At 61.6% G+C, this 26,659-nt stretch carries 23 protein-coding genes; 15 read left to right on the plus strand and 8 right to left on the minus strand.

What is annotated here, in order from left to right; translation table 11 throughout:
• Positions 1 to 3: 3 nt before the first annotated feature.
• The 6 genes from PUT78_RS01725 to PUT78_RS01750 all read right to left on the minus strand — a co-directional run bounded on the left by PUT78_RS01725 (position 4) and on the right by PUT78_RS01750 (position 7,162).
• The gene (locus PUT78_RS01725) at positions 4 to 1,854 is read right to left on the minus strand and encodes an ABC transporter ATP-binding protein (RefSeq protein WP_420793439.1); all 1,851 of its coding nucleotides are present in this window, start codon (positions 1,852 to 1,854) and stop codon (positions 4 to 6) included.
• A gap of 85 nt (positions 1,855 to 1,939) precedes the next feature.
• Positions 1,940 to 3,085, minus strand: coding sequence for a CCA tRNA nucleotidyltransferase (locus tag PUT78_RS01730; RefSeq protein ID WP_274350307.1), 1,146 nt, complete (start codon positions 3,083 to 3,085; stop codon positions 1,940 to 1,942).
• On the minus strand, positions 3,073 to 3,684 hold the full coding sequence (locus PUT78_RS01735) for a CoA pyrophosphatase (RefSeq protein WP_274350308.1): 612 nt from the start codon (positions 3,682 to 3,684) through the stop codon (positions 3,073 to 3,075). The genes PUT78_RS01730 and PUT78_RS01735 overlap by 13 nt, the downstream gene beginning before the upstream one ends.
• Positions 3,674 to 4,615, minus strand: a complete 942-nt coding sequence (hslO, locus tag PUT78_RS01740; RefSeq protein WP_274350309.1) for an Hsp33 family molecular chaperone HslO — start codon at positions 4,613 to 4,615, stop codon at positions 3,674 to 3,676. The genes PUT78_RS01735 and hslO overlap by 11 nt, the downstream gene beginning before the upstream one ends.
• 87 nt (positions 4,616 to 4,702) lie before the next feature.
• A complete protein-coding gene (locus PUT78_RS01745) occupies positions 4,703 to 5,680 on the minus strand; it encodes a hypothetical protein (RefSeq protein ID WP_274350311.1) in 978 nt (325 codons plus the stop codon).
• A 111-nt stretch (positions 5,681 to 5,791) separates the two neighbouring features.
• Positions 5,792 to 7,162, minus strand: a complete 1,371-nt coding sequence (locus PUT78_RS01750; protein ID WP_274350312.1) for an L-serine ammonia-lyase — start codon at positions 7,160 to 7,162, stop codon at positions 5,792 to 5,794.
• A 169-nt stretch (positions 7,163 to 7,331) separates the two neighbouring features.
• On the opposite strand from PUT78_RS01750, the gene PUT78_RS01755 reads away from it, so the two are divergent.
• From PUT78_RS01755 to PUT78_RS01785, 7 genes are all read left to right on the plus strand, one after another.
• Positions 7,332 to 7,727 (plus strand): c-type cytochrome, encoded by a 396-nt coding sequence (locus tag PUT78_RS01755; RefSeq protein WP_274350313.1) that lies wholly within the window; start codon positions 7,332 to 7,334, stop codon positions 7,725 to 7,727.
• 79 nt (positions 7,728 to 7,806) lie between these two features.
• A complete protein-coding gene (gene rpiA, locus PUT78_RS01760) occupies positions 7,807 to 8,595 on the plus strand; it encodes a ribose-5-phosphate isomerase RpiA (RefSeq protein ID WP_274350315.1) in 789 nt (262 codons plus the stop codon).
• 9 nt (positions 8,596 to 8,604) lie between these two features.
• A complete protein-coding gene (gene gorA / locus PUT78_RS01765; RefSeq protein ID WP_274350316.1) occupies positions 8,605 to 9,990 on the plus strand; it encodes a glutathione-disulfide reductase in 1,386 nt (461 codons plus the stop codon).
• Positions 9,991 to 10,136: 146 nt separating this feature from the next.
• On the plus strand, positions 10,137 to 11,261 hold the full coding sequence (gene hflK, locus PUT78_RS01770; protein WP_274350318.1) for an FtsH protease activity modulator HflK: 1,125 nt from the start codon (positions 10,137 to 10,139) through the stop codon (positions 11,259 to 11,261).
• On the plus strand, positions 11,261 to 12,265 hold the full coding sequence (gene hflC, locus PUT78_RS01775) for a protease modulator HflC (protein WP_274350319.1): 1,005 nt from the start codon (positions 11,261 to 11,263) through the stop codon (positions 12,263 to 12,265). The genes hflK and hflC overlap by 1 nt, the downstream gene beginning before the upstream one ends.
• A 12-nt stretch (positions 12,266 to 12,277) precedes the next feature.
• Positions 12,278 to 12,478: a DUF2065 domain-containing protein gene (locus tag PUT78_RS01780; protein ID WP_274350320.1), complete on the plus strand. Its 201-nt coding sequence runs from the start codon at positions 12,278 to 12,280 to the stop codon at positions 12,476 to 12,478.
• 174 nt (positions 12,479 to 12,652) lie between these two features.
• Complete coding sequence (locus PUT78_RS01785; RefSeq protein ID WP_420793436.1) at positions 12,653 to 14,134, plus strand: Do family serine endopeptidase; 1,482 nt, start codon at positions 12,653 to 12,655, stop codon at positions 14,132 to 14,134.
• 201 nt (positions 14,135 to 14,335) lie between these two features.
• Here PUT78_RS01785 and PUT78_RS01790 read toward each other — a convergent pair whose 3' ends face one another.
• A complete protein-coding gene (locus tag PUT78_RS01790) occupies positions 14,336 to 14,806 on the minus strand; it encodes a peptidoglycan-binding domain-containing protein (RefSeq protein WP_274350321.1) in 471 nt (156 codons plus the stop codon).
• 149 nt (positions 14,807 to 14,955) lie between these two features.
• Between PUT78_RS01790 and PUT78_RS01795 the strand changes: the two genes are divergently transcribed.
• The 7 genes from PUT78_RS01795 (at position 14,956) to hslV (ending at position 24,932) form a co-directional block, all read left to right on the plus strand.
• Positions 14,956 to 15,279 (plus strand): 2Fe-2S iron-sulfur cluster-binding protein, encoded by a 324-nt coding sequence (locus tag PUT78_RS01795; RefSeq protein WP_274350322.1) that lies wholly within the window; start codon positions 14,956 to 14,958, stop codon positions 15,277 to 15,279.
• 87 nt (positions 15,280 to 15,366) lie between these two features.
• Positions 15,367 to 17,079, plus strand: a complete 1,713-nt coding sequence (locus PUT78_RS01800) for a PAS domain-containing protein (protein WP_274350323.1) — start codon at positions 15,367 to 15,369, stop codon at positions 17,077 to 17,079.
• A gap of 41 nt (positions 17,080 to 17,120) precedes the next feature.
• The gene (gene tsaE, locus PUT78_RS01805; RefSeq protein ID WP_274350325.1) at positions 17,121 to 17,618 is read left to right on the plus strand and encodes a tRNA (adenosine(37)-N6)-threonylcarbamoyltransferase complex ATPase subunit type 1 TsaE; all 498 of its coding nucleotides are present in this window, start codon (positions 17,121 to 17,123) and stop codon (positions 17,616 to 17,618) included.
• The gene (locus PUT78_RS01810; protein WP_274350326.1) at positions 17,615 to 20,575 is read left to right on the plus strand and encodes a PD-(D/E)XK nuclease family protein; all 2,961 of its coding nucleotides are present in this window, start codon (positions 17,615 to 17,617) and stop codon (positions 20,573 to 20,575) included. The genes tsaE and PUT78_RS01810 overlap by 4 nt, the downstream gene beginning before the upstream one ends.
• Complete coding sequence (gene addA, locus PUT78_RS01815; protein WP_274350327.1) at positions 20,572 to 23,934, plus strand: double-strand break repair helicase AddA; 3,363 nt, start codon at positions 20,572 to 20,574, stop codon at positions 23,932 to 23,934. Before PUT78_RS01810 ends, addA begins: the two co-directional genes overlap by 4 nt.
• 36 nt (positions 23,935 to 23,970) lie before the next feature.
• Entirely contained in the window at positions 23,971 to 24,291 is a 321-nt protein-coding gene (gene trxA / locus PUT78_RS01820; RefSeq protein ID WP_274350328.1) for a thioredoxin, read from the plus strand.
• Between the two features lie 89 nt (positions 24,292 to 24,380).
• Positions 24,381 to 24,932: an ATP-dependent protease subunit HslV gene (gene hslV, locus PUT78_RS01825; protein ID WP_274350329.1), complete on the plus strand. Its 552-nt coding sequence runs from the start codon at positions 24,381 to 24,383 to the stop codon at positions 24,930 to 24,932.
• Here hslV and PUT78_RS01830 read toward each other — a convergent pair.
• The gene (locus PUT78_RS01830) at positions 24,922 to 25,203 is read right to left on the minus strand and encodes a BrnA antitoxin family protein (protein WP_274350330.1); all 282 of its coding nucleotides are present in this window, start codon (positions 25,201 to 25,203) and stop codon (positions 24,922 to 24,924) included. The two genes, hslV and PUT78_RS01830, sit on opposite strands and share 11 nt — an antisense overlap.
• A gap of 150 nt (positions 25,204 to 25,353) precedes the next feature.
• On the opposite strand from PUT78_RS01830, the gene hslU reads away from it, so the two are divergent.
• The gene (hslU, locus tag PUT78_RS01835) at positions 25,354 to 26,658 is read left to right on the plus strand and encodes an ATP-dependent protease ATPase subunit HslU (RefSeq protein WP_274350331.1); all 1,305 of its coding nucleotides are present in this window, start codon (positions 25,354 to 25,356) and stop codon (positions 26,656 to 26,658) included.
• The last annotated feature ends 1 nt before the right edge of the window (position 26,659 follow it).

Here is a 26,659-nt window from a genome sequence, read left to right on the forward strand (position 1 = left end):
TGTTCATTCGGTTCCCAAAAATCCGCCGGATTGCCGTTCCCAGAACCGGGCATATGTGCCACCCTTGGCCAGCAATTCATCATGCGAGCCTTGCTCAATGATGTGCCCATCGTCAAGCACGATAATCCGGTCCAGCTGTGCGATGGTAGAAAGCCTGTGGGCAATGGCCAGTACGGTCTTGCCTTCCATCAGCGGCTCCAGCGCGGATTGCACAGCCGCTTCCACTTCGGAATCCAGCGCTGATGTCGCTTCATCCAGCACCAGAACAGGGGCGTTTTTCAGGAATGCGCGAGCAAGGGCAATGCGCTGGCGCTGCCCACCCGACAAGCGGACGCCACGTTCGCCCAGATGCGCGTCATAGCCTTTGCGTCCTTCATGGTCTTGCAGGTCCACAATGAAATCATGCGCCTCGGCGGCGCGGGCGGCCGCTTCGACCTGTTCGCGCGTAGCATCTGCGCGGCCATAGCGGATATTCTCAAAGGCTGATCGGTTGAACATCGCAGTTTCCTGCGTGACCATGGCGATATTGCGCCGCAGGCTTTCCTGCGTCAGCGCGCGAATATCGTGACCGTCCAGCGTGATGCGCCCGCCTTCGACATCATAAAGCCGCAGCAACAACGCAACCAGGGTGGATTTTCCCGCGCCGGACGCGCCCACAATCCCGATCTTTTCGCCCGCGGCCACATGCAGTGACATATCCGTGACCCCGCCTGTACGCCGCCCATAGGCAAAATCCACGCCGTCAAAACGAATTTCACCGCTGACGCGGCCCAGATCGGTGGCATCAGGCGCATCGGTCAGGTCAGGGGCCGGGGTCAGGGTTTTCATGCCATCCTCGATCTCGCCCAGATTGCCGTAAATGGCCATCAGCACGAAACTGACCCAACCTGTCATCTGCGCAATGCGAATGGCCACGGCCCCGGCGGCGGCAATCCCGCCCGGTGTGGCCGCGCCGATGGTCCAAAGCCAGATCGTGCCCCCGATCAGCAGCACCGGCAGCACCCCAGCAACCACCATCAGCCAGAACCGGAAAAGTGCCTGCACTTCGCCGAATTCAATGGCACGGTTGCGGAAAATGCCCATCGCGTTCAGGGCGGCGCGGTCCTCGAATTCGGCATGGGCGAACAGTTTGACAGTCTTGATATTGGTGATGGTGTCCACCACCTGCCCACTGACCTGCGCGCGTGCCCCCGCCCTTGCGCCTGCGGATTTGCGCACCTTTGGCAGGAAATACCGGATCAGCGCCAGATACCCCACCAGCCACACGGCCAGCGCAAACGCGATGCGCAGGTCAATCGTCAGCAGCAGCACCACAGACCCGATGATCGATGCCAGCGCAAAAGCCATAGTGTTTATGGTTTCATTGGCCACTTCGGTCAGTGCGCGCGCGGTCTGAACCTGTTTTTGCGCAATCCGGCCTGCGAAATCATTGTCAAAAAAGGTGACAGGCTGGCCCAATGTCCAGCGGTTCAGCCGCGATTGCACCAGCACATAGACATTGGGCTGCACCACAATAGCATTCGCCGCTGATGACAACCCGAAGGCCAGCGGGCGCAGGATGACGAAAAACAGCACAAAACCGGCAATCAGTCCCAGATGTTGGCCAAAAAAGCCTTCTGGGCCGGTTTCCACAACTGCATCAATGATCCAGCCCATCAGCATGGCTGACACAACCTCGGTTGTGCCCACCAGCGCGGAAATGGCCGCGGCCAGCAGCAGGACCGGCCAGGCGCCGCGCGCCGACCACAGGATAAACCGCCACAGGCTACGGGGCGGGGCCGTGTCGGCAGGGGCGAATGCGTCGATCAACCCCGCGAGCCATTGGGTGCCCTGTGCCCGCTGCGGGGTCGTCAGCGTTGGTTCTGTGTCAGTTCGTTGCAGCACAAGGCCCCTCATTCGCTTTTGGGAACATATAGGGGCAGGGGGCGGGGTTGGCCAGTCAGCCGAGCAATTCCTTGCGCGTCAGTGTCAACCCGGAGGCCAGCCAGCGCGTCTCCAGCGCTTTCAGCTGCTCGCCCAATGCGGGGCCTTGCAGATGTGGCAGATCCGCTGCGCGCACCGGGAAACTGGCCGCGCCGCCGCGTTGCAATTCCGCCTGCCAGTCAGGCGGCAGGGGGCTTTCCAGAAGTGCTGCGCGCGCCAGAATGACATCTGCACCCGGTTCGGGGCCAAGCCGGTAGCCCAGTTCAGCTGCAGCCTGCAGCGTTGCAATGGCACCGCGCATCTGCCCAAGCTGGCGCGTTTCCGCGCGGGTCAGCCGCAGCCGGTCGGGCGCACCTTCCGGCCCCCCAAGCACCAGCAGACGGCGCAGCCACCGGGGCGGGATACCCGCTTCCAGATGAACAAGGCGCGGCAGCGCTTGTGGATCTGCACCCGGCAACACCTGCGCAAGCGCGCCACATTGTGCCATGGCCGCGACCGCAGGCGCTGGGTCCGGCGCGGCCAGAAGTTTGCGCATTTCCGCCCCGATACGTTCCGCCGATAGCTGACCCATACCGCCTGCGCCGCGCGCGCAGGCGTCCAGCGCGTCGGCGTCAAGCCCCTGTGCGGGGTCACCATATTGGGCGTGAAAGCGGAAAAACCGCAGAATGCGCAGGTAATCCTCATTGATGCGGGCAAGGGCATCACCCACGAACCGCACCCGCTGTGCGCGCAGGTCGGCCATTCCGTCCAGTGGGTCGGTGACATGGCCGCGCGCATCGGCATAAAGCGCGTTCATGGTGAAATCGCGCCGCGCCGCATCCTCGGTTACGTCACTGGAAAACGCCACTGTCGCATGGCGGCCATGGGTTGCCACATCGCGGCGCATGGTCGTAACCTCAAAACCTTCGCCGTCCAGCACAAGGGTAATGGTGCCGTGGTCCAGCCCCGTGGGCACCGCGCGAATGCCCGCGGCCTGCGCCAGTTCGATAACCCGTTCGGGATGCGCATCGGTGGTTATATCCACATCGGTTACCGCCACACCCAGCAACGCGTTGCGCACGCAGCCCCCCACGACAAATGCCTGATGACCCGCATCCGACAACAGCGCCAGCACGGCTTGCGTGCGCGGATTGCTTAACCACTCCCCGGTTATGGTCTGCATCGGTCCATCCTGTCGGCCAGCCCGCGCAGAATACGCGCTGTCGCGCCCCAGATGTAATACGGCCCCCAGGGCACAATATAGAAGTTCCGCCAGGTTCCCTGCCAGATGCGCCGCTCTATGCGGAAACGGGTGGGGTCGGTTACATGCGACAGGGGCGCGCAGAACACCTCTGCCACCTCGCCCGGTTCGGCGCGCGGGGTGAAATCACCCGTCACCTGCGCCAGAACCGGGGTTACCTGAAATCCGGTGACGGTTTCATGCGGCGGCAGGCAGCCAAGAATGTCAACGTACCCTTCCGGCAGGCCGATTTCCTCGCGGGCTTCGCGCAGGGCAGTGGCCACGCAATCCTTGTCCTGCGGGTCCTGCCCCCCCCCAGGAAAGGCAATCTGCCCCGGATGATGGCGCAAATGCGATGCACGCTTGGTCAGAATGACCTGTGCACCATCCGGGCCGTGCTGAATGGCCACCAGCACAGCAGCAGGGCGCAACACGCGATTTTCAGGCAGGACAACCGCAGGGTTCAGGTCAAAATCACTGGACGCTCCCACATCCCGCGCGGCCAGTGCCGCGCGCAGATGCGGGATCGGGTCACCCGCCATTGCCTTCAAACCCAAGGGTGGCGGGGTCCAGTGTGTAATGCGCGCCACAAAACTGGCAATCTGCCGTCACTGTGCCGTCCGGTGTGGTCATGGTGGCGATATCTTTGGCGGAATAAATCGACAGCGAATTGCGCACTTTTTCTTCGGAACAGGAACAGCCGAAATGCACCGCCTGCGGGTCGAAAACCCGCGGCGTTTCTTCGTGGAACAGACGCAGCAGCAATTCCGGCGGCTGCACATTCGGGCCAATCAGTTCCAGTTCCTCGACTGTGTCCAGCAACAGGTTCGCGCGGCCCCAGTCTTCTGCCAGTGCCTCGCGTTCGCGGGGGGCTGCGCCCGATGCCTGCGGCATATGCTGCAACATCACGCCACCTGCACGCCATTTTTCATCCTGCCCGGGCAGGACAGACCGTCCGAAAGACAGCGCAAAACGGGTTGGCAACTGTTCGGATTGTTCGAAATAGGCTTCCGCGCAGTCGGTCAGCGATGCGCCACGCAGCGGTGTGATACCCTGATAGGGGGTCATCCCCTTGCCCTGATCGATGACAATCGCGAAATAACCCCGTCCGATCTGGGCGAAGGGGTCAACGCCCTGTTGCAGGCGGTCGCGGTCAAAACTGGCATAGGCCCGGATGCGGGCAGGCGCACCATCGGATGTGGGGGCGAAATAATCGGTTGCGATCAGGCGCACTGGCCCGTCCCCGCGAATCTGCAGTGACAAACGCCAGCGCAGCTTGATGGTCTGACCAATCATCGCGGTCAGCAAACAGGCTTCTGCGACCAGCGTTTCAACAAGTGCAGGGTAGTCGTGGCGTGACAATACCCGTTCCAGCGCCGTGTCCAGACGTGCCACACGCCCGCGAATGTCGCTGCGATCCAGTTGAAACGGCAAAACCGTGTCGTCCCAGGCGATCTGGCTACCGATACTCATAGAATTTGTCCTTGCATATTCCGCGCCGCGCGCCCGGCGCGGCATTCAGCCCCGTCATATAGGAACCTTTCCCCAATGGCCAAGGGGTCAACGCACCCAGTATCCCGCCTCGCGGATCATCGTCTGCAATTTTCCATAGGTTCGCGGCAACAGGTTGCGGTCAATGCGCGCGCGCAATTCCTGCCCCCGATGCTTGAACACCATACGCCGGAAGGACACATACTGGTTGAAAATATCCCATAGATGCGCGGCCCCTGTCACCTGTTCCAGCACATCGACTGCATGGTCGCTGGCGCTGGCATATAGGACCGGAAGCGCGCGGTAATGGCATGACAGCGGCCCGTCCAACCCGGTTCCTTCCGGCGGGCGGGTGCCGCCAAGCCGGGCGACGACCAGCGGCAGGGCAATCTGGTCCAGCCACGGGTAAAGCGCCTGCGTCGCCATCTGCGGCGGTGGGTCGGCAGCGATGTCCTGTGCGTAGCGTTGAAACAGCGTGCCAAATTCATGCGGGCAGGGGCCAGTGAACCAGCCTGCATTGAAATACATGTAACGCCGCCAGTCGTCAGGGGCGAAACGCATATCCAGTGTAGGTGCCATATCCAGCCCGAACCGGTCATACAGCGCGCCCCATATTTCGGAATACCCGGCCCCATACAGGGATATGCGCGGCCATGTGGGTTCCACCTGCATTGATGCCATGGGGTGCGCGGAAGACAGCCCTGCCAGCGGGCCGGTGATCAGCGTGTCAGTGTCGAAGAACATGAACGGCTCGCCCTTGGGCAGCAGGTGCAGGGCCTCGATTTTATTGCCATGCGGATAGGCCTGCCCCCAGATGCGGTTTTGCAAGGGCACGATATCAGCGCCAAGCGCGCGCAATTCACGCCGGATCGCGGGGCGGCTGATGCGCGGGTCATCTGCCCATAGCGGGCCGGGCTGGGGTTCGGCCACAACCAGCTGCAACCCCTTGTTCTGCGGGAAATGGCGCAGCGATGCGGCAAACAGCAAGGCTTCGTATTGCAGCCGCCCGTGCTGGGCGATGATCAGAATGTTGCGAATGGCTGTCACGGGCAGGGGCCTTGCTGGAATTACCGGAACCCTAGCGCCCGACGCACGATGGTGAAAGCCCTTTCATCTTGCTGCAAATACTCTGGGGGTGCAGGGGGCCACGCCCCCGCTTCAGCAATTGGGAATATTGACCGCCAGACCGCCAAGCGCGGTTTCCTTGTATTTTTCCGACATGTCGGCCCCTGTCTGGCGCATCGCCTCGATGCAATTGTCCAGCGGCATGAAATGCGTGCCGTCGCCGCGCAGCGCCAGACTGGCGGCTGACACTGCCTTGATCGCGCCCAGTCCGTTGCGTTCGATGCAGGGGACCTGCACCAACCCCTTCACCGGGTCGCAGGTCATCCCAAGGTGGTGTTCCAGCGCGATTTCGGCGGCGTTTTCCACCTGGGCGGGGCTGCCGCCCAGCACTGCCGCCAGCCCCGCCGCGGCCATGGCCGCCGCGGACCCGACTTCCGCCTGACAGCCGCATTCCGCCCCGGAAATGGAGGCATTATGCTTGACCAGCCCACCGATTGCCGCAGCGGTCAGCAGGAATTCGTCCAGCCGTGCGGGCGTGGCGCCCGGTACATGGTCCAGCCAGTAGCGGATGGTGGCGGGCACCACCCCCGCCGCACCATTGGTGGGCGCTGTCACGACCTGCCCGCCAGCGGCGTTTTCTTCGTTCACGGCCATCGCATAAACGCCGATCCAGTCATTGATGATATGGGGCGCGGCCAGATTCATGCCCTGTTCAGCGCGCAGGGCGGACAGAATGCCACCGGCGCGCCTGCGTACATGCAGCCCGCCGGGCAATATTCCGTCCCCTTGCAGCCCGCGATCAATGCAATCATTCATGACCTGCCATATCCGGCGGATTCCCTGATCCAGTTCGGACGGGCTGCGTAGTTTCAGTTCATTGGCGCGTTTCATCGCCGCAATGCTCTTGCCGGATTCCTGCGCCATCTTCAGCATCTGGGCGGCGGTGTTGAACGGATAGGGGAAATCGGCAGCAGGCGCGGGCGGGGGGGCGTTCAGTTCATCGCCGGTCACGACAAACCCACCCCCGATGGAAAAATAGGTTTCCTGCGCGATTACATCGCCCTGCGCGTCGGTGGCCATCAGAATCATTGCGTTCGCATGTCCGGGCAGCGGTGGGCCATAGTCGAAGATCAGGTCGCGTGCGGGCGCGAAGCGAAGCTGCCCTAGTCCCGCGACATCAACTGTCCCTGTGTCGTGGATCCGCGCAAGGGTGGTTTCGGCGCGACCGGCGTCATAGGCGTCCGGGGTGAACCCTGCCAGCCCCAGAATGACCGCGCGGTCGGTCGCATGGCCCACCCCGGTGAACGCAAGCGACCCATGCAGGCTGGCGCGTAATCCTGCGACGGAAAAAGGCAGTGCGCGCAGATGGTCCAGAAAACGCGCGGCGGCCACCATCGGCCCCATTGTGTGGGAAGAGGATGGGCCAATCCCCACCTTGAACATGTCAAACACGGACAGAAACATGCGCGGCCTTTCGGTTGGGTGCGGGCATAGTATGACAGCTATGCATTGCACTGGCGATGGGACGTGCGGGAAGCGACATTCCAGGCATGTTTTGGGACATGCGCGCCGCATCGCGCGCGCGTTTGACCTGAATCATTGCTGTACCTGCGATTTCTGGCAGAATGCGATCATGACATATCATTTCAAATCACCGGTCCTTGCTGCCCTGACGGGGCTTTTTATCATTGCGGGCTGCACACCGTTTACAACCCCGCAAGCCGGGCGCGCGCTATACGGGCAGAACTGCGCCGCCTGTCATGGCGCGGATGCGCGCGGCGGCGCGCAGGTGCCGGACCTGACCGCGCTGGCGCGGCGCCATGGCGGCGATTACCCGCAAGCCATGGTTCTGGACAAGCTGGACGGGTATGCGCGGGGCCAGAACGCCTATGCCGGGGCGGAAATGCCGGAATTCGGGCATCTGCTGACCGGACGGCTGACGCGGGTGCGGACGGGGCGGGGCCTGACACGCCCCTTGCCGGAACGCATTGTCGCGCTGGATGCTTATTTGCGGTCGATCCAGCAATAGGTTTCTGGCGGGCGATTTGCCCTTAAAACCCGGTCACAAACCGCCTATAAGGCCGTGAAAGAAGTGATGAGGGCTTGCCATGACCGACCAGCTTACCCCTGTTGACCGCGCAAAATTCGCGGCCGCCCATTGTGCTGCTGATTTTGTGCAGGACGGCATGCGTGTGGGGCTTGGAACCGGGTCGACCGCAGCCTGGCTTGTGCGTCGGCTGGGCCAACGGGTGCGGCAGGAAGGGTTGCGCATTATTGCGGTGCCGACGTCAACGCGCACATCGCAGCTGGCGCGTGAAGTCGGCATTAATGTTGTGTCGCTGGACGAAGCGCGCTGGCTGGACCTGACCATTGACGGGGCCGACGAATTCGACGCGGAACTGACGCTGATCAAGGGCGGCGGCGGTGCGCTGTTGCAGGAAAAGATCGTGGCAACTGCATCTGACCAGATGATCGTGATCACCGATGCTGCGAAGGAAGTGGCCACGCTTGGAGCCTTCCCCTTGCCTGTGGAGGTGATTCCCTTTGGTTGGCAGGCATCCAAGGCACTGGTAGAGGAAATCCTTGCATCCGTGGATGTGATGGGGCGGCAATCCAGTCTGCGGATGAATGGTGACCGGCCCTATATGACCGATGAAGGGAATTACATTCTGGATCTGGCGCTGGGGCGCATCGGCAACCCGCGGCAACTGGCGATGGTGCTGAATCAGGTGCCGGGGGTTGTAGAAAACGGGTTATTCGTCGATATCGCTGATCAGGTTGTCATTGGCCACGCGGATGGCAAATGCGAAACGCGCGATTTGTCCAGCGGTGTGGCGGAAGTGAAGATGTCGCAGGTCGATCTGGCTGACACGCACAATATATTCAGCGATCTGTAAGGGGCTGGCATGAGCTTTGACTATGATCTTTTTGTAATCGGTGGCGGGTCGGGCGGCGTGCGTGCCGCACGCATTTCCGCGTCCGAATACGGGGCCAAAGTCGCGCTTGCCGAAGAATACCGCATGGGTGGCACCTGTGTCATTCGCGGTTGTGTGCCCAAGAAGCTGATGGTGTTTGCATCGGGTTTTCCGAGTGCGGTGGCGGATGCGCAGGCCTATGGCTGGGATGCACATATTGGCACCTTCGACTGGCAGGCATTCCGCAGCCAGCTGGACGCCGAACTGACCCGGCTGGAAGGGCTTTACCGCGCCGGACTGGACCGCGCAGGCGTGACCGTGTTCGACAGCCGCGCCACATTGGCCGACGCGCATACCGTGCAGCTAGCCGATGGCAGCAAGGTCACTGCACGCCATATCCTGATCGCTACGGGCGGCACACCGGTTGTGCCGGAAAAATGGCGCGATATGGGGGGTATAACCTCAAACGATGTATTCCTGATGGACCGGTTGCCCGAATCCATCCTGATTGTGGGTGGGGGCTATATTGCCAGCGAATTTGCCGGTATATTCAACGGACTGGGCGTCAAAACAACGCAGTTTTACCGCGGCGCGCAAATCCTGCGCGGCTTTGACGAGGAAGCGCGCGGTCATATCTCGGATGAGATGTGCGCCAATGGCGTTGATCTGCGTCTGGGCACCGACATTCTGGAAATGGAACCCCGCGAGGGTGGCAAAACATGGGTCAAGTCTACGACCGGGCATGACGCAACCTATGATGCGGTGATGTTCGCAACCGGGCGCAAACCCAATTCCGACGGGCTGGGGCTGGATGCTCTGGGCCTGAAGCTGGGAAAGGGCGGGGAAATTCCGGTGGACAAGTTCAGCCAGACCACTATCCCGTCGATCTATGCGGTGGGCGATGTAACAGACCGCGCCAACCTGACGCCGGTTGCCATCCGCGAAGGGCACGCTTTTGCGGATACGGTGTTCGGGGGCAAGCCCACATATTTTGACCATGCGCTTATTCCGACCGCCGTGTTCACCCAGCCGGAATTCGGCACAGTCGGCCTGTCGGAAGAAGATGCGCGTGATCAGGGGCCGGTGAAAGTGTTTTCAGCGGCCTTCCGCCCGATGCACAGCCTGTTCGCCGGCCGACAGTCGCGCGCGCTGATGAAACTGATCGTCTGTGCGCAAAGTGACAAGGTGCTGGGGTGTCACATCGTCGCTGATCATTCCGGTGAAATGATCCAGTTGGCAGGGGTTGCCATTGCCATGGGGGCAACTAAGGCCGATTTTGACCGCACCCTTGCGGTGCATCCGACCATGGCGGAAGAATTGGTAACGATGCGCACGATCACGCGCTCTTGGGGTGATCAGGGCATGTCGCATAAATAGCGGGAAGCGGTTTTCGTGTCCCCGAAGCTGCGTTATCAAGAGGTTGGCGCGCAGCGCGTGAAGGTGACATGTTCCAAGTCTTGAATTAGTGGTGGGCAAGCCCACTTGATGGTATAAATAATCGTAAGCAACAAAATGGAGTCCAGATGTCTGGAAACAACGGTGGACCTTGGGGAGGCGGCGGCAATCGCGGCAGCGGTAATCGCGGTGGTGACGGGGGGCGTGGCCCGGGCGATCAGCCACAAATGCCTGAAATCGAAGAAATTGTGAAGAAAGGCCAGGAACAGTTGCGCGTGCTGATGGGCGGCGGGCGCGGCGGCAAAGGCGGTGGGCGCGGCACAGGTGGCCCCGGTTTCTCAAAGCGCGGCGTGCTGCTGGGCCTTGTGGCGCTGGTGGTGATGTGGGCTGTCGCATCATTCTATACCGTCCGCCCGGAAGAGCGGTCTGTCGAACTGATGTTCGGTCAGTATTACAAGACCGGCGGTCCCGGTCTGAACTTCGCACCATGGCCCGTCGTGTCGCATGAAGTCGTACAGGTGACGACCGAACGCGTGACCGAAGTTGGCACCGGGCGCAGTGCATTGGACACCGGCCTGATGCTGACCCGTGACGAAGCTGTGGTCGACATCGAATTTCAGGTGGTCTGGAATGTGACCGACCCGGCGCGTTTCCTGTTCAATCTGGCCGATCCGCGCGAAACCGTGCGGGCCGCGTCGGAATCTGCGATGCGCGACATTATCGCCCGGTCCGAACTGTCCCCCATTCTGAACCGTGATCGTGGTTCCATTGCTGCGGATCTGCGTTCGGCCGTTCAGGGATTGCTGGACAGCTACGAATCTGGGATTTCGGTCATTCGTGTGAATTTTGACAAGGCTGACCCGCCTGAACAGGTGATCAGTGCGTTTCGCGATGTGCAGACTGCACGTCAGGAACGTGACCGTCTGGAACGCGAAGCTGATGCCTATGCCAACCGTGTTCTGGCACAGGCGCGTGGTCAGGCCGCGCAGGTTCAGGAAGAAGCTGAAGGGTACCGCGCAGAAGTGGTCAACAACGCACAGGGTGAGGCGGCGCGCTTTGTCTCTGTCTATTCCGAATATGTGAATGCGCCTGAAGTCACCCGCAAACGTATGTATCTGGAAACCATGGAACGTGTCCTGGGTGACATGAACCTGACGATTCTGGACAATGTGACGGGCGGCGAAGCTGGTGGCAGCGGCGTGTTGCCTTACCTGCCGCTGAACGAACTGTCCCGCCAGAGGAGCACCAACTGATGAAAAAAGCAGGTATCTTACTGCCGGTTCTGGTCGTGGCCATTGTCACTGTCTTTTCGGCATTGTTCATCGTGGATGAACGCGAGAATGTTCTGGTGCTGCAATTTGGTCAGGTGAAGCAGGAAATCAGCGAACCCGGCCTTGGGTTCAAGATTCCGTTCATTCAGGAAGTTGTGCGCTATGATGCGCGGATTCTGGGTCTGCAGACCCAGCCGCTGGAGGTCACCCCGCTGGATGACCGCCGACTGGTGGTTGATGCGTTCCTGCGCTGGCGTCTGGAAGATGTCAGTCGCTTCCGCGAAGCTGTGGGTGTGGACGGTGTACGCGCCGCACAAGGCCGTATGGACCGGATCATGAATGCCGCCATCCGCGAAGTGTTGGGGTCTGTGCCATCGAATACGGTTCTGTCCGAAGACCGGACATCATTGATGAACCGCATCCGGGATCTGGCACGGCGCGAAGCACTGTCGTTGGGCATTGACGTGATCGATGTGCGCCTGACCCGCACTGACCTGCCACAGGAAAACCTTGAAGCGACATTCGCGCGGATGCGTGCCGAACGCGAACGTGAAGCCGCCGATGAACGGGCGCGCGGGAACGAAGCGGCGCAGCGTGTGCGGGCACTGGCTGACCGGACAGTGGTCGAGCTTGTTTCATCCGCCCGCCGCGAAGCAGAGATTGTGCGCGGTGAAGCGGATGCGGAACGTAACCGTGTCTATGCCGATGCGTTCAGTCTGGACCCTGAATTCTTTGCCTTCACACGGTCCATGCAAAGCTATGAACGTTCGCTGCGCGGGGATAATTCCACCATGGTTCTGCGTCCCGACAGCGAATTCTTCACATTCCTGCGCGGGGACGGGATGACACAGGCTATTCTGGACACTGCCGATGCGGCCGCGGCAGAAATCGCCCGTGACCCTGATTCGGTGCGCCAGCGTGCCCCGGAACCGGATGCGGAAGAACCTGACGCCGTGCGCGAACTGGAAGCCATCATTGGTAATTAAGGGGCGCCCTGCGTGAGCGTATGGACACTGGTTCTGGCCCTTGGGCTGGTGCTGATCGTGGAGGGGCTGGCCTTTGTGCTGGCCCCTCGGCGCATTGAAGATCTGTTGCGCGTTTTCGCGGATCTGCCTGTTGATATCCGGCGCCTGATTGGCCTTCTTGCATTGGTGCTGGGGGGCATGCTGATTACGGTTGCACTGTGGATGGGGGCCTGATCCATGCAACTGATACATGGCGATGCCACATATCGCCCTGCTGACGGATTTTCACATATGATTGAGATACCAACACATGATTTGCGTTTGCACACTTTGACTTTATCTATTCCGGGAAGATGGTCGTCATTGATGACCAGTCCCGGAATCCGTACCCCAGAGGGAGTGAATAAAATGATCTCACGCGCCGCGCAAAATGCGTTGCCCTGGCCATCCCGCCTGTATGGTCTGAAACTTCTTACCCTGGCGTTTGTTCTGCTGATGGCGCAAATGGCCATGCTTGCCGCGCAGGACCGTCCCGAAAGTTTTGCGGATCTGGCTGAACGTGTCAGTCCGGCCGTTGTCAATATCACCACCACCACGACAGTCGCCGCGCGCCTTGACGAAGGCATGCCGCGCCTGCCGGAAGGGTCCCCGTTCGAGGATTTTTTCCGCGACTTCTTTGACGCGCCGGAAGGGCCGAACCGGAACCGTTCCCGCCAAAGCCAGGCGCTGGGGTCAGGGTTTGTCATTTCCGAAGACGGGTATCTTGTCACCAATAACCACGTCATCGATGGCGCCGATGAAATCCGGATAGAGTTCTTCTCCGGTCTTGAATTGCAGGCCGAACTTATCGGCACCGATCCGGCAACGGATATCGCGCTGCTGAAGGTCGATCACGATGAAGCATTGCCGTTTGTGCCATGGGGTATGGCCGAACAATCCCGCGTGGGGGATTGGGTGATCGCTGTGGGTAACCCGTTGGGACAGGGGTTTTCCGTCAGTGCAGGTATCATTTCCGCGCGGGGCCGTGCGTTGCAGGGCAATTATGACGACTATATCCAGACCGACGCCGCGATAAACCGCGGGAATTCCGGTGGACCGCTGTTCAATATGGATGGCGAAGTGATCGGTGTGAACACGGCCATCCTGTCACCGACCGGCGGTTCCATCGGGATCGGGTTTGCCATGTCATCGGATGTTGTGGTGAATGTGGTGGACCAATTGCGAGAATTCGGCAGCACCCGCCGCGGCTGGCTGGGGGTACGCATTCAGGATCTGAATGCCGAAATGGCCGAAGCGATCGGACTGGAACGTGCCGAAGGTGCCATGGTCACCGAAGTCATGCCCGGCCCGTCACTGGATGCCGGAATGCAGGCCGGTGACGTGATTGTCCGGTTCGACGGGGGCCGTGTCGCGGATACCAGAATGCTGGTGCGCCGTGTCGGGGAAACCTCTGTCGGGCGCGATGTCGAAGTTGTGGTGTTTCGCGGCAGTGAAGAAGTCACTCTGACTGTAACGCTGGGTCAGCGCGAACTGGCCGAAGGTACCACCGCACCGGGCAGCCCCGATCCCGCCGCGCCATCAGAAATGGCACCCTCCAGCGTTCTGGGGATGGAATTGCAGGGCATGACCGACAGCCTGCGCGCGGAACTGGATTTGCCGTCATCAGCGCAAGGGCTGGTTGTGCGCGCAGTTGACCCCGACAGCGACGCTGCCGCAAAAGGGGTTCAGCCCGGCGACGTGATTACCGAAGCCAACCAGCAACCGGTGACCAGCCCCGAAGACCTGCGCGCGCGCGCCGAAGATGCCCGCGATGCAGGGCGGCGGTCACTGTTGGTGCTGCTGCGCCGTGGCGGCGACCCGCGCTTTCTAGCACTTGCGCTGGACGACTGATCCGCGGCATATGTGAAAGATAACGCGCGCCGTTATGGCGCGCGTTTTTTTGTGGCCGGGACGCATGTTGCAAGACAGCGGTGGCACCGGTGTTCCGCTTCCCGAACCAGCGAAACAATATGTCAGGGCGGGGCGCGTGAATGGGACAGAACCCAGGCGCGCTTTTATGACCTGCGATCCGCCCAATAGCAGGAACGCGCGTCAGTAACCGCCCAGCTCAACAGGCAAAAGCCCAAGGTGTTGTGCCGTGTCCAGTGTCAGAATGGGGCTGTCGAACCCTTGCGCGCGCTGGAATTTTTGCACGGCCGCGCGGGTCTGCCCGTCGGTGCGCCCGTTGATCGGCCCGTCATAATGCCCGCGCGCATTCAGGGCGCGTTGCAATGTGGCAATGAAATCGGTTGTCATCTGTTCAGGACAAGGCACGCGGAACGCGACTTCTTCGATGATATCACTGTTTTGCGCGGCTCTGGTCGCGTAGCGCGCCCAGCACAGCCGGGCGCTGGCTTGTGGCAGCGCCATATGCGACGGTGCCACCCGCGCGCGGGTGGCCTCAACCGGATTTGACAGCGCAGGCCCCGCCAATGCCAGAAACATCGCCGAGCATATGCTGACGAAAACGGCAGTCTGTGGCCGGACCTGGATCGCGCTGAGGTTGTGCTGCGGATGTGTCATGTTTCCCATAATGCAACAATACCAACCGATTCGGGCAAAAAATTGACGTGATAGCGACCAGAACCATCAAATCTGCCGCCGAATTCATGGCTGGTCAAAGCGGTGGTGCTATTTTATGTCCCGTAAAACGTTCTTTTACAGAGGGTAACATGGCAAGAATCACTTATGTCGAATTCAGCGGAACCGAACATGTGGTGGACGTCGCACCCGGCCTGACCGTGATGGAAGGCGCGCGCGACAATGGCATTCCCGGCATCGAAGCAGATTGCGGCGGCGCCTGCGCCTGTTCGACATGCCATGTCTATATCGCGCCGGAATGGGTGGAAAAGCTGCCCCCCAAAGACCCGATGGAAGAAGATATGCTGGATTTTGCTTATCAGCCGGACCCCCAGCGGTCGCGCCTGACCTGTCAGGTCAAGGTGACTGACGAACTGGATGGCTTGAAAGTTTTCATGCCCGAAAAGCAGATCTGACACAGCCATCCCTGACTTAACGTATGTTTAACCAAATTTTGGCAATCTTTCCGGAACGCACAATGGTTTTCCAGAAGGATATTGCCGATGGCGGATGCGCTGCTTCTTGGGATGACAATTTCTGTCGGGTCCGCTCTGACGGTTCTGGGCGCGCTTATGGTTTTTGCCGGCGTGTCCCGGCGCCGGACGCCGCCGGTTTTCTCGCCCGATATCGAAGATCAGGATGCGGTTTTCATTTTCCGTGACCATGTGCTTGTCGATTGTTCGGATCGTGGGCGGCGGCTTTTGTCAGCTATCAGCGATGAGAATGCGGTCGATGGCGAAAGTGGCGCGCACGCTGGTGACCTTGATAATCTTCTGGCCTATCTCGCCCCGCATTTCCCCGATATTCACCAACAGCTTGCGCAGCTTGCTGAACAGGGTGCATTGCAGCTTGATGCGACTGACGAAAGCGGGCTTTCACTGACGGCCCGGTGGCGTAGCGGGCTGGCGCAGTTGCGCCTTGCTGACACCAATGCCGAAGGGGCGCTGGTGGCCATGGACCGGCTAAGCTACAACGCGTTGCATGAAGAATTGCGCAATCTGCGCGATGTCACACGCGCGGCCCCGCTATTGATCTGGCAAAGCGATGAAAAGGGGCAGATTCTCTGGGCAAATTCCGCCTATATTGCTGCGCTGCATGACAGCGGGCAGACCAGCCAGCAACCCCTGACCTGGCCGTTGCCGCCGCTTTTTGCAGAACAGGACATGTCGGGGGGGCGGTTGGGCCTGACTTTCAACGATATGCCGCGATGGTATTCGTATCATTCTGTGACGGCTGGTTGCATGGTGCTGCATTTTGCGACGCCGATTGACGCTGCGGTGCAATCCGAATTTGCGCGGCGGGAAATGATGCAGATGCTGACGCGCACCTTTGCAACCCTGCCTGTCGGCCTTGCCTTGTTCGACGCCGATCGCCGGTTGCAGGTGTTTAACCCCGCGCTGGTTGATCTGACCGGACTGGACCCGTTCTTTCTGGCGGCGCGCCCTGATCTTGGACAAATGCTGTACACATTGCGGGAGTTGCGCATGCTGCCGGAACCAAAAGATTTCAGCACCTGGCATGATGAAATCGTCAAGATGGAAGAAGCGGCGGCGTCGGGCAGCTACAGCGAGGACTGGCATCTAGAAACCGGGCGCATTTACCATGTCACGGCAACCCCGCAGCCCAATGGCGCGCTTGCGTTTTTTGTTCAGGACACCACATCCGAAGCAACCCTGCTGCGCGGATACAGGGCCGAAATCGAAACCGCCCAGCATATTCTGGACCTGATGCCCGACGCTGTTGTCGCGTTTAACATGGCGGGACAGGCCGTCTTTGCGAATGCCGGTTATGTCCAGCTTTGGGGGCGTGACCCCTGCGCCGATATCGCCGATTCCGGCATTGAACATGCCATTCAGGATTGGGCTACGCTTTGTGAAAAGACTTCTTTCTGGACGCGACTGGTGGGTTTTGTCGCGGATCCGGACACCGATACGGAACTGACCGGGACCGGCACGCTGAAATCGGGCACAGCCATCGCATTGCGCGCGCAGCGGCTGGTCGGGGGGGGCGTTGTCGTGACCTTCCGGCGGTTGGTGCAGGAAAATATTCTTGGCCATCCCGGCTTTTCCCATCATGCAGAACGGGTGCGCAGCGTTGATCAGGCTGCCCTGCTTCCGGTCGCGGCTGACACCGGACGTCCCGCCATCGCCGGGTCAGAAGATGCGCCCGTGAAGCTGCGCTCGGTCAAACACAAGGGCAGCCGCATTCGTGTCTGACGGGGCTGGCGTACATCTTCGCTGCATGGCAATGTCGCGCCATGCACGATACCCCGATCCTGACACTGACGGTTACCGACCCTGAAATGACTGCAGCACTGGCCGCCAGATTGGGGCGGCGTCTGACTGCGGGCGACGCAATTTTGCTGCATGGGCCGGTTGGCGCTGGCAAAAGCCATTTCGCCCGTGCCCTGATTCAGGCGCGGCTGGCCGATATCGGGCGGTATGAAGACGTGCCATCACCCACCTATACCCTTGTCCAGAGCTATGAACTGGAAGACGTGGAAATATGGCATGCGGATTTATATCGTCTGAGCGGTGCGCATGAATGTCTGGAACTGGGGCTGGATCAGGCGTTTGAAAATGCGATCTGCCTGATCGAATGGCCTGAAAAACTGGGCAAGCTGGCCCCGGAAGGGGCATTGTCGCTGCATATCACGGCGGGTGATACGCCGGAGGCACGCCAGCTTGCCTTTTCTGCGGCCAGCGGTCGTTGGCACCGGCTGCTGGCGGATATGTCCGGGGAAATTCTGTCATGACCGGGCAGGCACGGATGTTTGCGCCCCAGACCTGCGCGCGCGTATTTGCCCTGCCGCCCGGTGCGGATTTTCCGCATCTGCTGGCGCAGGGATTGTTGGAAAGACTGGCCGCATTTCCCCCCGAAGCCCGTGCGCGGGTGACGGTTCTGGTCAATTCCGGGCGGATGCAGCGCAGGTTGCGCGCTAGCCTGTCCGACCAGCGCCCGGCTATTCTGCCGCGCATCCGTCTGGTGAGTGACCCGCTGACGCTGGGGGGGGCTGCGGGCATGCCACCGCCCGTGCCGCCATTGCGCAGGCGTCTGGAAATCGCGCAACTGGTGGACGGATTGCTGCGTGCTGATCCCGGACTGGCCCCGCGTTCCGCGCTTTATGACCTGTCCGACAGTCTGGCACGCCTGTTTTCGGAAATGCAGGCCGAAGGCGTGGCATTTGACGCGCTGGACAATCTGGATGTCAGCACCCATTCCGGCCATTGGGCGCGGGCGCTGAATTTCATCCGGCTGGTGCAGACCGTCATCACCACTGACACGCCTGACCCCGAAGGGCGGCTGCGCGCCCAGACCGAAGCGCTGATCGCGCAGTGGCACCTGACCCCTCCGTCCGATCCGGTGCTGATTGCCGGGTCCACCGGGTCGCGTGGCACAACTGCGCTGCTGATGCAGGCGGTTGCGCGGCTGCCGCAAGGTGCCGTCATCCTGCCCGGATATGATTTCGACATGCCGCGCGTAGTCTGGGACGGGCTTGGCGATGGTTTCACCAGCGAGGATCACCCGCAATTCAGGTTCAGGCGCCTGATGGGCCAGCTTGATCTGGCCCCCGATCAGATTACCCCATGGACCGCCTTGCCCGCGCCCGCGCCGGCGCGCAACCGGCTGGTGTCGCTGGCGCTGCGGCCCGCGCCGGTGACGGACCAATGGATGAGCGAGGGGCGCAAGTTGCAGGATCTGGGTGCCGCAACTGCGGGCATGACCCTGATCGAGGCCCCGTCCCCCCGGATGGAGGCTCAGGCCATCGCCGCGCGCCTGCGCAGTGCCATAGACGAAGGGAAATCGGCCGCGCTTGTCACGCCGGACCGGAACCTGACGCGGATGGTCACTGTGGCGCTGGACCGGTGGCGCATTATCCCCGATGACAGCGCGGGCCGCCCGCTGGCCCTGTCTGCGCCGGGGCGGTTCCTGCGCCATTGTGCGGCCCTGATGACACAACGGCTGGATGCGCAGGCGCTGCTGACGGTGCTGAAACACCCGCTTTGCCACAGCGCGGGCGATCGCGGCCCGCATTTGCTGAACACCCGCAATCTGGAACTGCATGTCCGGCGCCGGGCCGTGGCCTTTCCCGACGGGGATTTCCTGCGCGGATGGGGGGGGACGGCGGAATGTACTGACTGGGCGGACTGGCTGGCGCAGGTTTTGCCCGTCCATGCTGACAGTACGCCGCGCCCGCTGGCAGAACTGGTGGCCGCGCATCTGGCCCTTGCCGAAGGGCTGGCCGCCGGCCTGCATCCCGGCACCGGGGAATTGTGGTTGCAGGCGGCGGGTAAACAGGCATTCGCCGCCATGGCCGCACTGGGCCGCGAGGCCCCCAATGGCGGATCGATGACGCCGCAGGACTATCAGGATTTCGTGACCGCCTATCTGCAACAGCAGGAAGTGCGCGAACCCGTCAATGCCGATCCGCGCGTGATGATATGGGGCACATTGGAAGCGCGCGTGCAAGGCGCGGAACTGGTCATTCTGGCGGGGTTGAACGAAGGTGTCTGGCCAAAGGCACCGGACCCCGACCCATGGCTGAACCGGCGCATGCGTGCGGATGCGGGCCTGTTGCTGCCTGAACGCCAGATCGGGCTGTCGGCGCATGATTTCCAGCAGGCCATCGCCGCCCCCGAAGTGGTGCTGAGCCGCGCCATCCGCGATGCGGAGGCACAGACCGTGCCATCGCGTTGGCTGAACCGGCTCAGTAATCTGATAAGGGGGTTGCCGCAGCAGGGCGGCACGCAGGCATGGCAGGAAATGCAGACACGCGGTGCGTTCTGGCTGGACATGGCCAGCGCCTTTGACCGGGATTTCCGCCATATTCCCACTGATCCGCCCGCGCCGCGCCCCGCGCCCGCCCCGCCGGTTGCGGCCCGCCCGCGCGAATTGCCGGTTACGGCCATCAGCCGACTGATCCGCGACCCGTTTGAAATATACGCGAAATATGTCCTGAAACTGCACAAGCTGAACCCGCTGCACCCGGATGCGGACGCGCTGTTGCGCGGCACGGTTCTGCATAAGGTTCTGGAGAAATTCACCAAGGCCCCGCCGGAAGGTGACCTGCTTGCGCAACTGTTGCGTATGACCGATGAGGTTCTGGCCAGCGACGTGCCATGGCCCGCGGCGCGGGCGCTGTGGCGCGCAAGGATGGCGCGCGCGGCACGGGCGTTTCTGGCGTTCCACCTGGCGCAGCCCGGTCAGATTATCCTGCGCGAAACCAAGGGCGCGATGAAATTTGACGGGTTGGGATTCACCCTGACGGCGAAGCCCGACAGGATTGACCTGTGGCCTGACGGGCGCGCGCATGTAATCGACTACAAGACCGGCACGCCGCCCACCCGCAAACAGCAGGCGCTGTTTGACAAGCAATTGCTGCTTCAGGCGGTGATGGTTGAAGCGGGCGCATTCGCGCCGCAAGGCCCGTTGCCTGTGGCGCGCATCACCTATCTGGGGCTTGGCACAACACCGAAACGCGAAGAAATGGACGTGACCGAGGATCTGAACATCACCACCCGCGACCAGTTCGAAACCCTGATCAGGGCCTATCTGGCACCGGATCAGGGCTTTGCTGCGCGCCGGATGCTGTTCATGGAACGCGAACAGTCGGACTATGACCATCTGTCGCGCTATGGGGAATGGACATTGCAGGATGCGCCGGTTGTCGTGCATGTGGGCCAACCCGTGCCGGGGCAGGGCAACGCATGAGTTTTGATGACGCCACACTGGCGCAGAACCGCGCATCGGACCCCGCAGCCTCGACATGGTTGTCGGCCAATGCGGGGTCGGGCAAGACCAAGGTTCTGACCGACCGGGTGGCGCGGTTGCTGCTGCGCGGTGTATCGCCACAGCGCATCCTGTGCCTGACCTATACCAAGGCCGCCGCAAGCGAGATGCAGAACCGCCTGTTCCGGTTGCTGGGCCGCTGGGCCATGTTGCCCGACCAGACCCTGCGTGATGAATTGCACATGATCGGCGAACAGGCCGCAAGCCTTGACAGCCTGCCTGACGCGCGGCGCTTGTTTGCCCGCGCGATAGAGGCACCGGGCGGGCTGAAGATACAGACCATCCATTCCTTCTGCGCGTCCCTGCTGCGCCGCTTTCCGCTGGAAGCGGGCCTGTCACCGGCCTTTCGGGAAATGGATGACCGTTCGGCGCATGCGCTGCGCGCGGATGTGCTGGACCGGCTGGCGGAAACCCCGCGCCATCAGGGTGCGCTGGCGGATCTGGCGTCCGTGTTCACCGGGGCCGAAATCGACGCGCTGCTGGTTGAGATATGCGCCAATGCCGATGCCTTTGGCGGTCCTGTTCCCGATGCGGATCTGCGCGCGGCTTTCGGGCTGCCCGAAGGATATGACGCTGACACCCTGCGCGATGACGTGTTTCTGGGCAGCGAGGCGGATCTGTTCGCAGCGCTGTTGCCGTTTCTGGATGGCGGCACCGTGACAGACCAGAAATCCGCCGCCAAACTGCGCGATATTGGCTTCACAGGGGCTGATATTGCCCTTCTGCCCGCGCTTGAAGGGATATTCCTGTCCGGCCCCACTGCGAAGGAACCCTTTGCTGCGAAAATCGGCAGTTTCCCCACCAAGGGCACGCAGGCAAGGCTTGGCGCGCTGCTGGATCCGTTGAACGACTTGATGGGTCGCATTGAAACCGCGCGGGCGCGCCGCATTGCGCTGGCCTGCCTGACCCGCAGCCTTGCGCTGCACCGTTTTGCGCGGGCGTTTCTGCCTGCCTATGCACAGGCTAAATCCGCGCGCGGCTGGCTGGATTTCGATGATCTGATCACCCGCACCGGCCAGTTGCTGACCGACCCGTCCGTGGCGCAATGGGTGTTGTTTAAACTTGATGGCGGGGTGGACCATATTCTGGTCGATGAAGCGCAGGATACCAGCCCCGGCCAGTGGCGCGTGATCGAGAATCTGGCGCAGGAATTCACGGCCGGGATCGGCGCGCGCGACGCAAGCCGCACCCTGTTTGTCGTGGGCGACAAGAAACAGTCGATCTATTCCTTTCAGGGCGCGGATTTGCAGGTGTTTGACCGCATGCAGGCCCAGTTCCGCGACAAACTGGCCGCTGTCGGCGTGCGCCTGAACGAAGCACTTCTGGCGCATTCCTTCCGGTCTTCGGATGCGGTGTTGCGCAGTGTCGATCAGACCTTCCGCCCGCCCCACGATCAGGGCCTTGGCGGTGTGCCGGACCATATTGCCTTTTTCGACAATCTGCCGGGGCGCGTGGATTTATGGCCGGTCATCGAAAAGCCCGAAAAGCAGGGCGACCCGGACTGGTTTGACCCGGTGGACCTGATGGCAGAGGAACACCATACCCGTCGACTGGCCCGCCAGATCGCGGCTGAATTGCGGGGCATGATCGATGCGCAGGTGCCTATCTGGCACAAAGGCGTATTGCGCCCGATGAATGAAGGCGATGTGCTGATACTGGTGCGCCGCCGCGCTGCGCTGTTTCATGAAATCATCAGCGCCTGCAAGGCGGAAGGGCTGGAAATTGCGGGCGCGGACCGGTTGCGCCTTGGCGGGGAAATGGCAGTGCGTGACCTGACCGCGCTTCTGTCTTTTCTGGCCACGCCGGAAGATGACCTGTCGCTTGCCGCTTGTCTGCGATCGCCCTTGTTCGGCTGGTCGGAAGATGCACTGTTCCGGCTGGCGCATGGGCGCGACGGGGCATTTCTGTGGGCATGCCTGCGCGAACAGCGGCAGGGCGCAACACTGGATGTACTGAACGATCTGCGCAGACAGACGGATTTCCTGCGCCCCTTCGATCTGGTTGAACGCATGCTGACGCGCCATGACGGGCGCCGCCGGTTGCTGGCCCGCCTTGGCCCGGAAGCGGAGGATGGAATCGATGCGTTTCTGTCGCAGGCATTGGCCTATGAACAACTGGAAACGCCCAGCCTGACGGGGTTCCTGTCCTGGCTGGAACATGGCGATGTGCAGATCAAGCGCGAACTGGACAGCGCAGGCGCGCGGCTGCGGGTGATGACCGTGCATGGTGCCAAGGGGCTGGAAGCCCCTGTCGTGATCCTGCCTGACACGGCCGATTATGCCCCGACAGAACGCAGGCAGATATTTCCCGTGGCCGACACGGTTGCGTGGCGCGGGTCGAAAGATGAAACCCCACCCGGTGTGCAGACCGCTGTGGATGCCGCCGCCGATGCCCGCGCGCAGGAAGATGCGCGCCTGCTGTATGTTGCCATGACGCGGGCTGAAAGCTGGCTGATCGTGGCAGGGGCGGGCACCACCAAGCGCGAAAGCTGCTGGCATAATCTGGTTGCACAAGGTCTGGCGCATACCGGTGCGGTGCCGTGTCCGATGCCGACAGGGCAGGGGCTGCGCCATCAGCATCAGGACTGGCCCGAAACCGGCACGGATGGCGGTGCGCCGCCGCCCCCCGATGCGCCGCCGGTGCCGGATTTCATGTGGATGCCGGTTGCGGCGCTGCCCGATGCCCCCCCCGACCTTTCGCCATCCGCGCTTGGCGGGGCCAAGGCCCTGCGCGGCGATGCCGGACTGGACGAAGACGCGGCGTTGGCGCGCGGCCAGCAATTGCATCTGCTGCTTGAACATCTGCCACTTTGGGCCGAAGCGGACTGGCCCATGCGTGCCGTTGACCTGTTGGCCAGCAGTGATGCAGGCATCCCGCATGATCCGGATGCGCTGCTGGCCGAAGCGCGCGGGGTTCTGTCCGCGCCGGAACTGGCGCCCCTGTTCGCCCCGGGCAGTCTGGCGGAAGTGGAGATTACCGCGATGTTATTCGGCCGCCCCCTGAACGGCCAGATTGACCGGCTGATCGTCACCGAAGAAATTGTGCAGGCGGTGGATTTCAAATCCAACGCCGTTGTCCCGCAATCCCCTGCCGACGTGCCCGAAGGGCTGCTGCGGCAGATGGGGGCTTATGCCCATGCGCTGCAACAGGTTTTTCCGGGTCGACGCATCCGCACCGGGCTGCTTTGGACGGCCAGCGCGCAACTGATGTGGCTGCCCACCGACATTGTTATGGCCGCACTGGACAGGGCAGCGCTTGAAACCCCGCGCGCAGGGGCATAACTAGGACGCAACCGAAACCAAATCCTGGAGGGGCCGATGCCCACAGTTGCCGTAACCGACGCCACTTTTGATGCCGAAGTGCGCGAGTCCGATATTCCCGTTGTCGTTGATTTCTGGGCCGAATGGTGCGGCCCGTGCAAACAGATTGGCCCGGCACTGGAAGAACTGTCTGTCGAATACGCGGGCCGCGTAAAAATCGTTAAGGTCAATGTTGACGAAAACCCCGGCACCGCCGCGCAGATGGGGATCCGCGGCATTCCGGCGCTGTTCCTGTTCAAGGAAGGTCAGGTCGTGTCCAACAAGGTAGGCGCGGCACCGAAATCCGCCCTGCAAAGCTGGATTAGCGGCGAAGTTTGAGAATGCAGCAAGGGGCGCGGGATCTGCGCCCCTTTCGCCGGATGGCAGGGCCTTCGGCGAAAGTATTTTGACAAGATGAAGAGGACGCGATGAGCGATTTTCCCGGATGGCACGGGACCACCATCATTGCGGTGCGCCGTGGCGGTGAAGTGGTCGTTGCAGGTGATGGTCAGGTGTCGCTGGGGCAGACTGTCATCAAGGGCAGCGCGCGCAAGGTGCGGCGGTTGACGCCGGGGGGCTATCCGGTTGTTGCGGGATTTGCCGGGTCCACGGCAGATGCGTTCACGCTGCTGGAACGGCTGGAAGTGAAGCTGGAAGCCACGCCGGGACAACTGGCGCGCGCGTCCGTTGAACTGGCCAAGGACTGGCGCACCGACAAGTATCTGCAAAAACTGGAAGCGATGCTGATTGTCACCGACGGGCGCGACCTGTTCGTGATTACCGGCGCGGGTGATGTGCTGGAACCCGAACATGACGTGGCCGCCATCGGGTCTGGCGGGAATTTCGCGCTGGCTGCCGCGCGCGGGCTGATGGACACCGACCTGCCCGCCGAAGATGTGGCGCGGCGCGCAATGGCGATTGCCGCCGATATCTGCGTCTATACCAACGGTAACCTGACGGTGGAGAAGATCAGCGCTTGATCTGCGCCTCCATCCAGGCGCGAAGAACCGCATTCATTCGGGTCTGATAACCCGACCCCTGGGATTTGAAGAATTCCAGCACATCGGGATCAACCCGCAGGGAGATCATTTTCTTGGGTTCGGGCGTAACCAGTCTAGCGCGGGTCCAGTCCACAGGGAATTCCTGTTCGCCTTGATAATCGCCCTGTGCGCGCAGCTTGTCCCAGTCAGTGCGGGATTTCATCTGGCGGATTTCCTCGAGCGTGTAGGTCTTGATATTGCTCTCGCTCATCTTTGTGGGCCTTTCAGGCAGTGATGATGCGAATGACATCCTTGCTGTGTAAGAATGTGATGTATATACACATCGCCCATACAAATCGCAACCCCTTCAATTTCGCCCCCCGAGCCTATATCTGTGCTGCAGATACAAGAAGGATGCCCCATGACCGACCTGACCCCGCGCGAGATTGTGTCAGAACTTGACCGTTTCATCATCGGCCAGAAGGATGCCAAGCGCGCGGTTGCCGTGGCGCTGCGCAACCGTTGGCGGCGCAAGCAACTGGCCGCTGACCTGCGTGAAGAAGTGTATCCGAAAAACATTCTGATGATTGGCCCTACCGGGGTGGGCAAGACGGAAATCAGCCGCCGTCTGGCGAAGCTGGCGCGCGCGCCTTTCATCAAGGTGGAAGCCACGAAATTCACCGAAGTCGGCTATGTGGGCCGTGATGTTGAACAGATCATCCGCGATCTGGTGGATGCAGCGATTGCCATGACCCGCGAGCACATGCGCGAGGCCGTCAAGGCCCGTGCCCATCAGGCCGCCGAGGACCGCGTGATCGAGGCGATCACTGGCAAGGACGCCCGCGAGGCCACGCGCGAAATGTTCCGCCGCAAGCTGCTTGCGGGCGAGCTGGACGACACCGAGATCGAGGTGGAACTGGCCGATACCGCTAATCCGATGGGGGCAATGTTCGACATTCCCGGCCAGCCCGGCGCGCAGATGATGAATCTGGGTGATTTATTCGGCAAGGCGATGGGCGGGCGGAAAACCCGCAAGAAGATGACGGTATCTGAAAGCCACGACCTGCTGATTTCCGAAGAAGCCGACAAGCTGCTGGATGACGAAGCCGTGACGCGCGCCGCACTGGAAGCAGTGGAACAGAACGGGATTGTCTTTCTGGATGAAATCGACAAGGTCTGCGCGCGTGCTGATATGCGCGGCGCTGATGTCAGCCGCGAAGGGGTGCAGCGCGATTTGCTGCCGCTGATCGAAGGGACAACCGTGTCCACCAAACACGGGCCGGTCAAGACAGATCATATCCTGTTCATTGCATCCGGGGCGTTCCATATTGCCAAACCGTCGGATCTGCTGCCGGAACTGCAGGGGCGTCTGCCCATCCGGGTAGAGCTGCGCGCCCTGACTGAAGATGACTTCGTGCGTATCCTGACGGAAACCGACAATGCCCTGACCCGCCAGTATACTGCCCTGATGGCGACTGAAGCGGTCGCGGTGTCCTTTACCGAAGACGGGATCGCCGCGCTGGCCAAGATTGCCGCCGATGTGAACCATTCGGTTGAGAATATCGGCGCGCGCAGACTTTATACCGTGATGGAGCGCGTGTTCGAGGAACTGTCCTTCCACGCGCCTGACAGGGCAGGGCATGTTGTGACAGTTGATGCCGCCTTTGTGGAAACCAATATCGGTGATCTGTCGCGTTCTGCGGACCTGAGCCGCTACGTTTTATGAC

It is taken from the genome of Roseinatronobacter alkalisoli (assembly GCF_028745735.1).
GTDB classification, from domain to species: domain Bacteria; phylum Pseudomonadota; class Alphaproteobacteria; order Rhodobacterales; family Rhodobacteraceae; genus Roseinatronobacter; species Roseinatronobacter alkalisoli.

Bases quoted from the DNA above. Each gene is read 5' to 3' on its own strand.
- hflK (WP_274350318.1), top strand. From the start codon at position 10,137: ATGTCTGGAAACAACGGTGGACCTTGGGGAGGCGGCGGCAATCGCGGC.
- PUT78_RS01830 (WP_274350330.1), bottom strand. From the start codon at position 25,203: ATGAGCGAGAGCAATATCAAGACCTACACGCTCGAGGAAATCCGCCAG.
- PUT78_RS01810 (WP_274350326.1), top strand. From the start codon at position 17,615: ATGACCGGGCAGGCACGGATGTTTGCGCCCCAGACCTGCGCGCGCGTA.
- addA (WP_274350327.1), top strand. From the start codon at position 20,572: ATGAGTTTTGATGACGCCACACTGGCGCAGAACCGCGCATCGGACCCC.
- PUT78_RS01735 (WP_274350308.1), bottom strand. From the start codon at position 3,684: ATGGCGGGTGACCCGATCCCGCATCTGCGCGCGGCACTGGCCGCGCGG.
- PUT78_RS01790 (WP_274350321.1), bottom strand. From the start codon at position 14,806: ATGACACATCCGCAGCACAACCTCAGCGCGATCCAGGTCCGGCCACAG.
- PUT78_RS01730 (WP_274350307.1), bottom strand. From the start codon at position 3,085: ATGCAGACCATAACCGGGGAGTGGTTAAGCAATCCGCGCACGCAAGCC.
- PUT78_RS01800 (WP_274350323.1), top strand. From the start codon at position 15,367: ATGGCGGATGCGCTGCTTCTTGGGATGACAATTTCTGTCGGGTCCGCT.
- PUT78_RS01785 (WP_420793436.1), top strand. From the start codon at position 12,653: ATGATCTCACGCGCCGCGCAAAATGCGTTGCCCTGGCCATCCCGCCTG.
- hslU (WP_274350331.1), top strand. From the start codon at position 25,354: ATGACCGACCTGACCCCGCGCGAGATTGTGTCAGAACTTGACCGTTTC.
- PUT78_RS01755 (WP_274350313.1), top strand. From the start codon at position 7,332: ATGACATATCATTTCAAATCACCGGTCCTTGCTGCCCTGACGGGGCTT.
- PUT78_RS01795 (WP_274350322.1), top strand. From the start codon at position 14,956: ATGGCAAGAATCACTTATGTCGAATTCAGCGGAACCGAACATGTGGTG.
- rpiA (WP_274350315.1), top strand. From the start codon at position 7,807: ATGACCGACCAGCTTACCCCTGTTGACCGCGCAAAATTCGCGGCCGCC.
- gorA (WP_274350316.1), top strand. From the start codon at position 8,605: ATGAGCTTTGACTATGATCTTTTTGTAATCGGTGGCGGGTCGGGCGGC.
- hflC (WP_274350319.1), top strand. From the start codon at position 11,261: ATGAAAAAAGCAGGTATCTTACTGCCGGTTCTGGTCGTGGCCATTGTC.
- PUT78_RS01750 (WP_274350312.1), bottom strand. From the start codon at position 7,162: ATGTTTCTGTCCGTGTTTGACATGTTCAAGGTGGGGATTGGCCCATCC.
- hslO (WP_274350309.1), bottom strand. From the start codon at position 4,615: ATGAGTATCGGTAGCCAGATCGCCTGGGACGACACGGTTTTGCCGTTT.
- trxA (WP_274350328.1), top strand. From the start codon at position 23,971: ATGCCCACAGTTGCCGTAACCGACGCCACTTTTGATGCCGAAGTGCGC.
- tsaE (WP_274350325.1), top strand. From the start codon at position 17,121: ATGCACGATACCCCGATCCTGACACTGACGGTTACCGACCCTGAAATG.
- hslV (WP_274350329.1), top strand. From the start codon at position 24,381: ATGAGCGATTTTCCCGGATGGCACGGGACCACCATCATTGCGGTGCGC.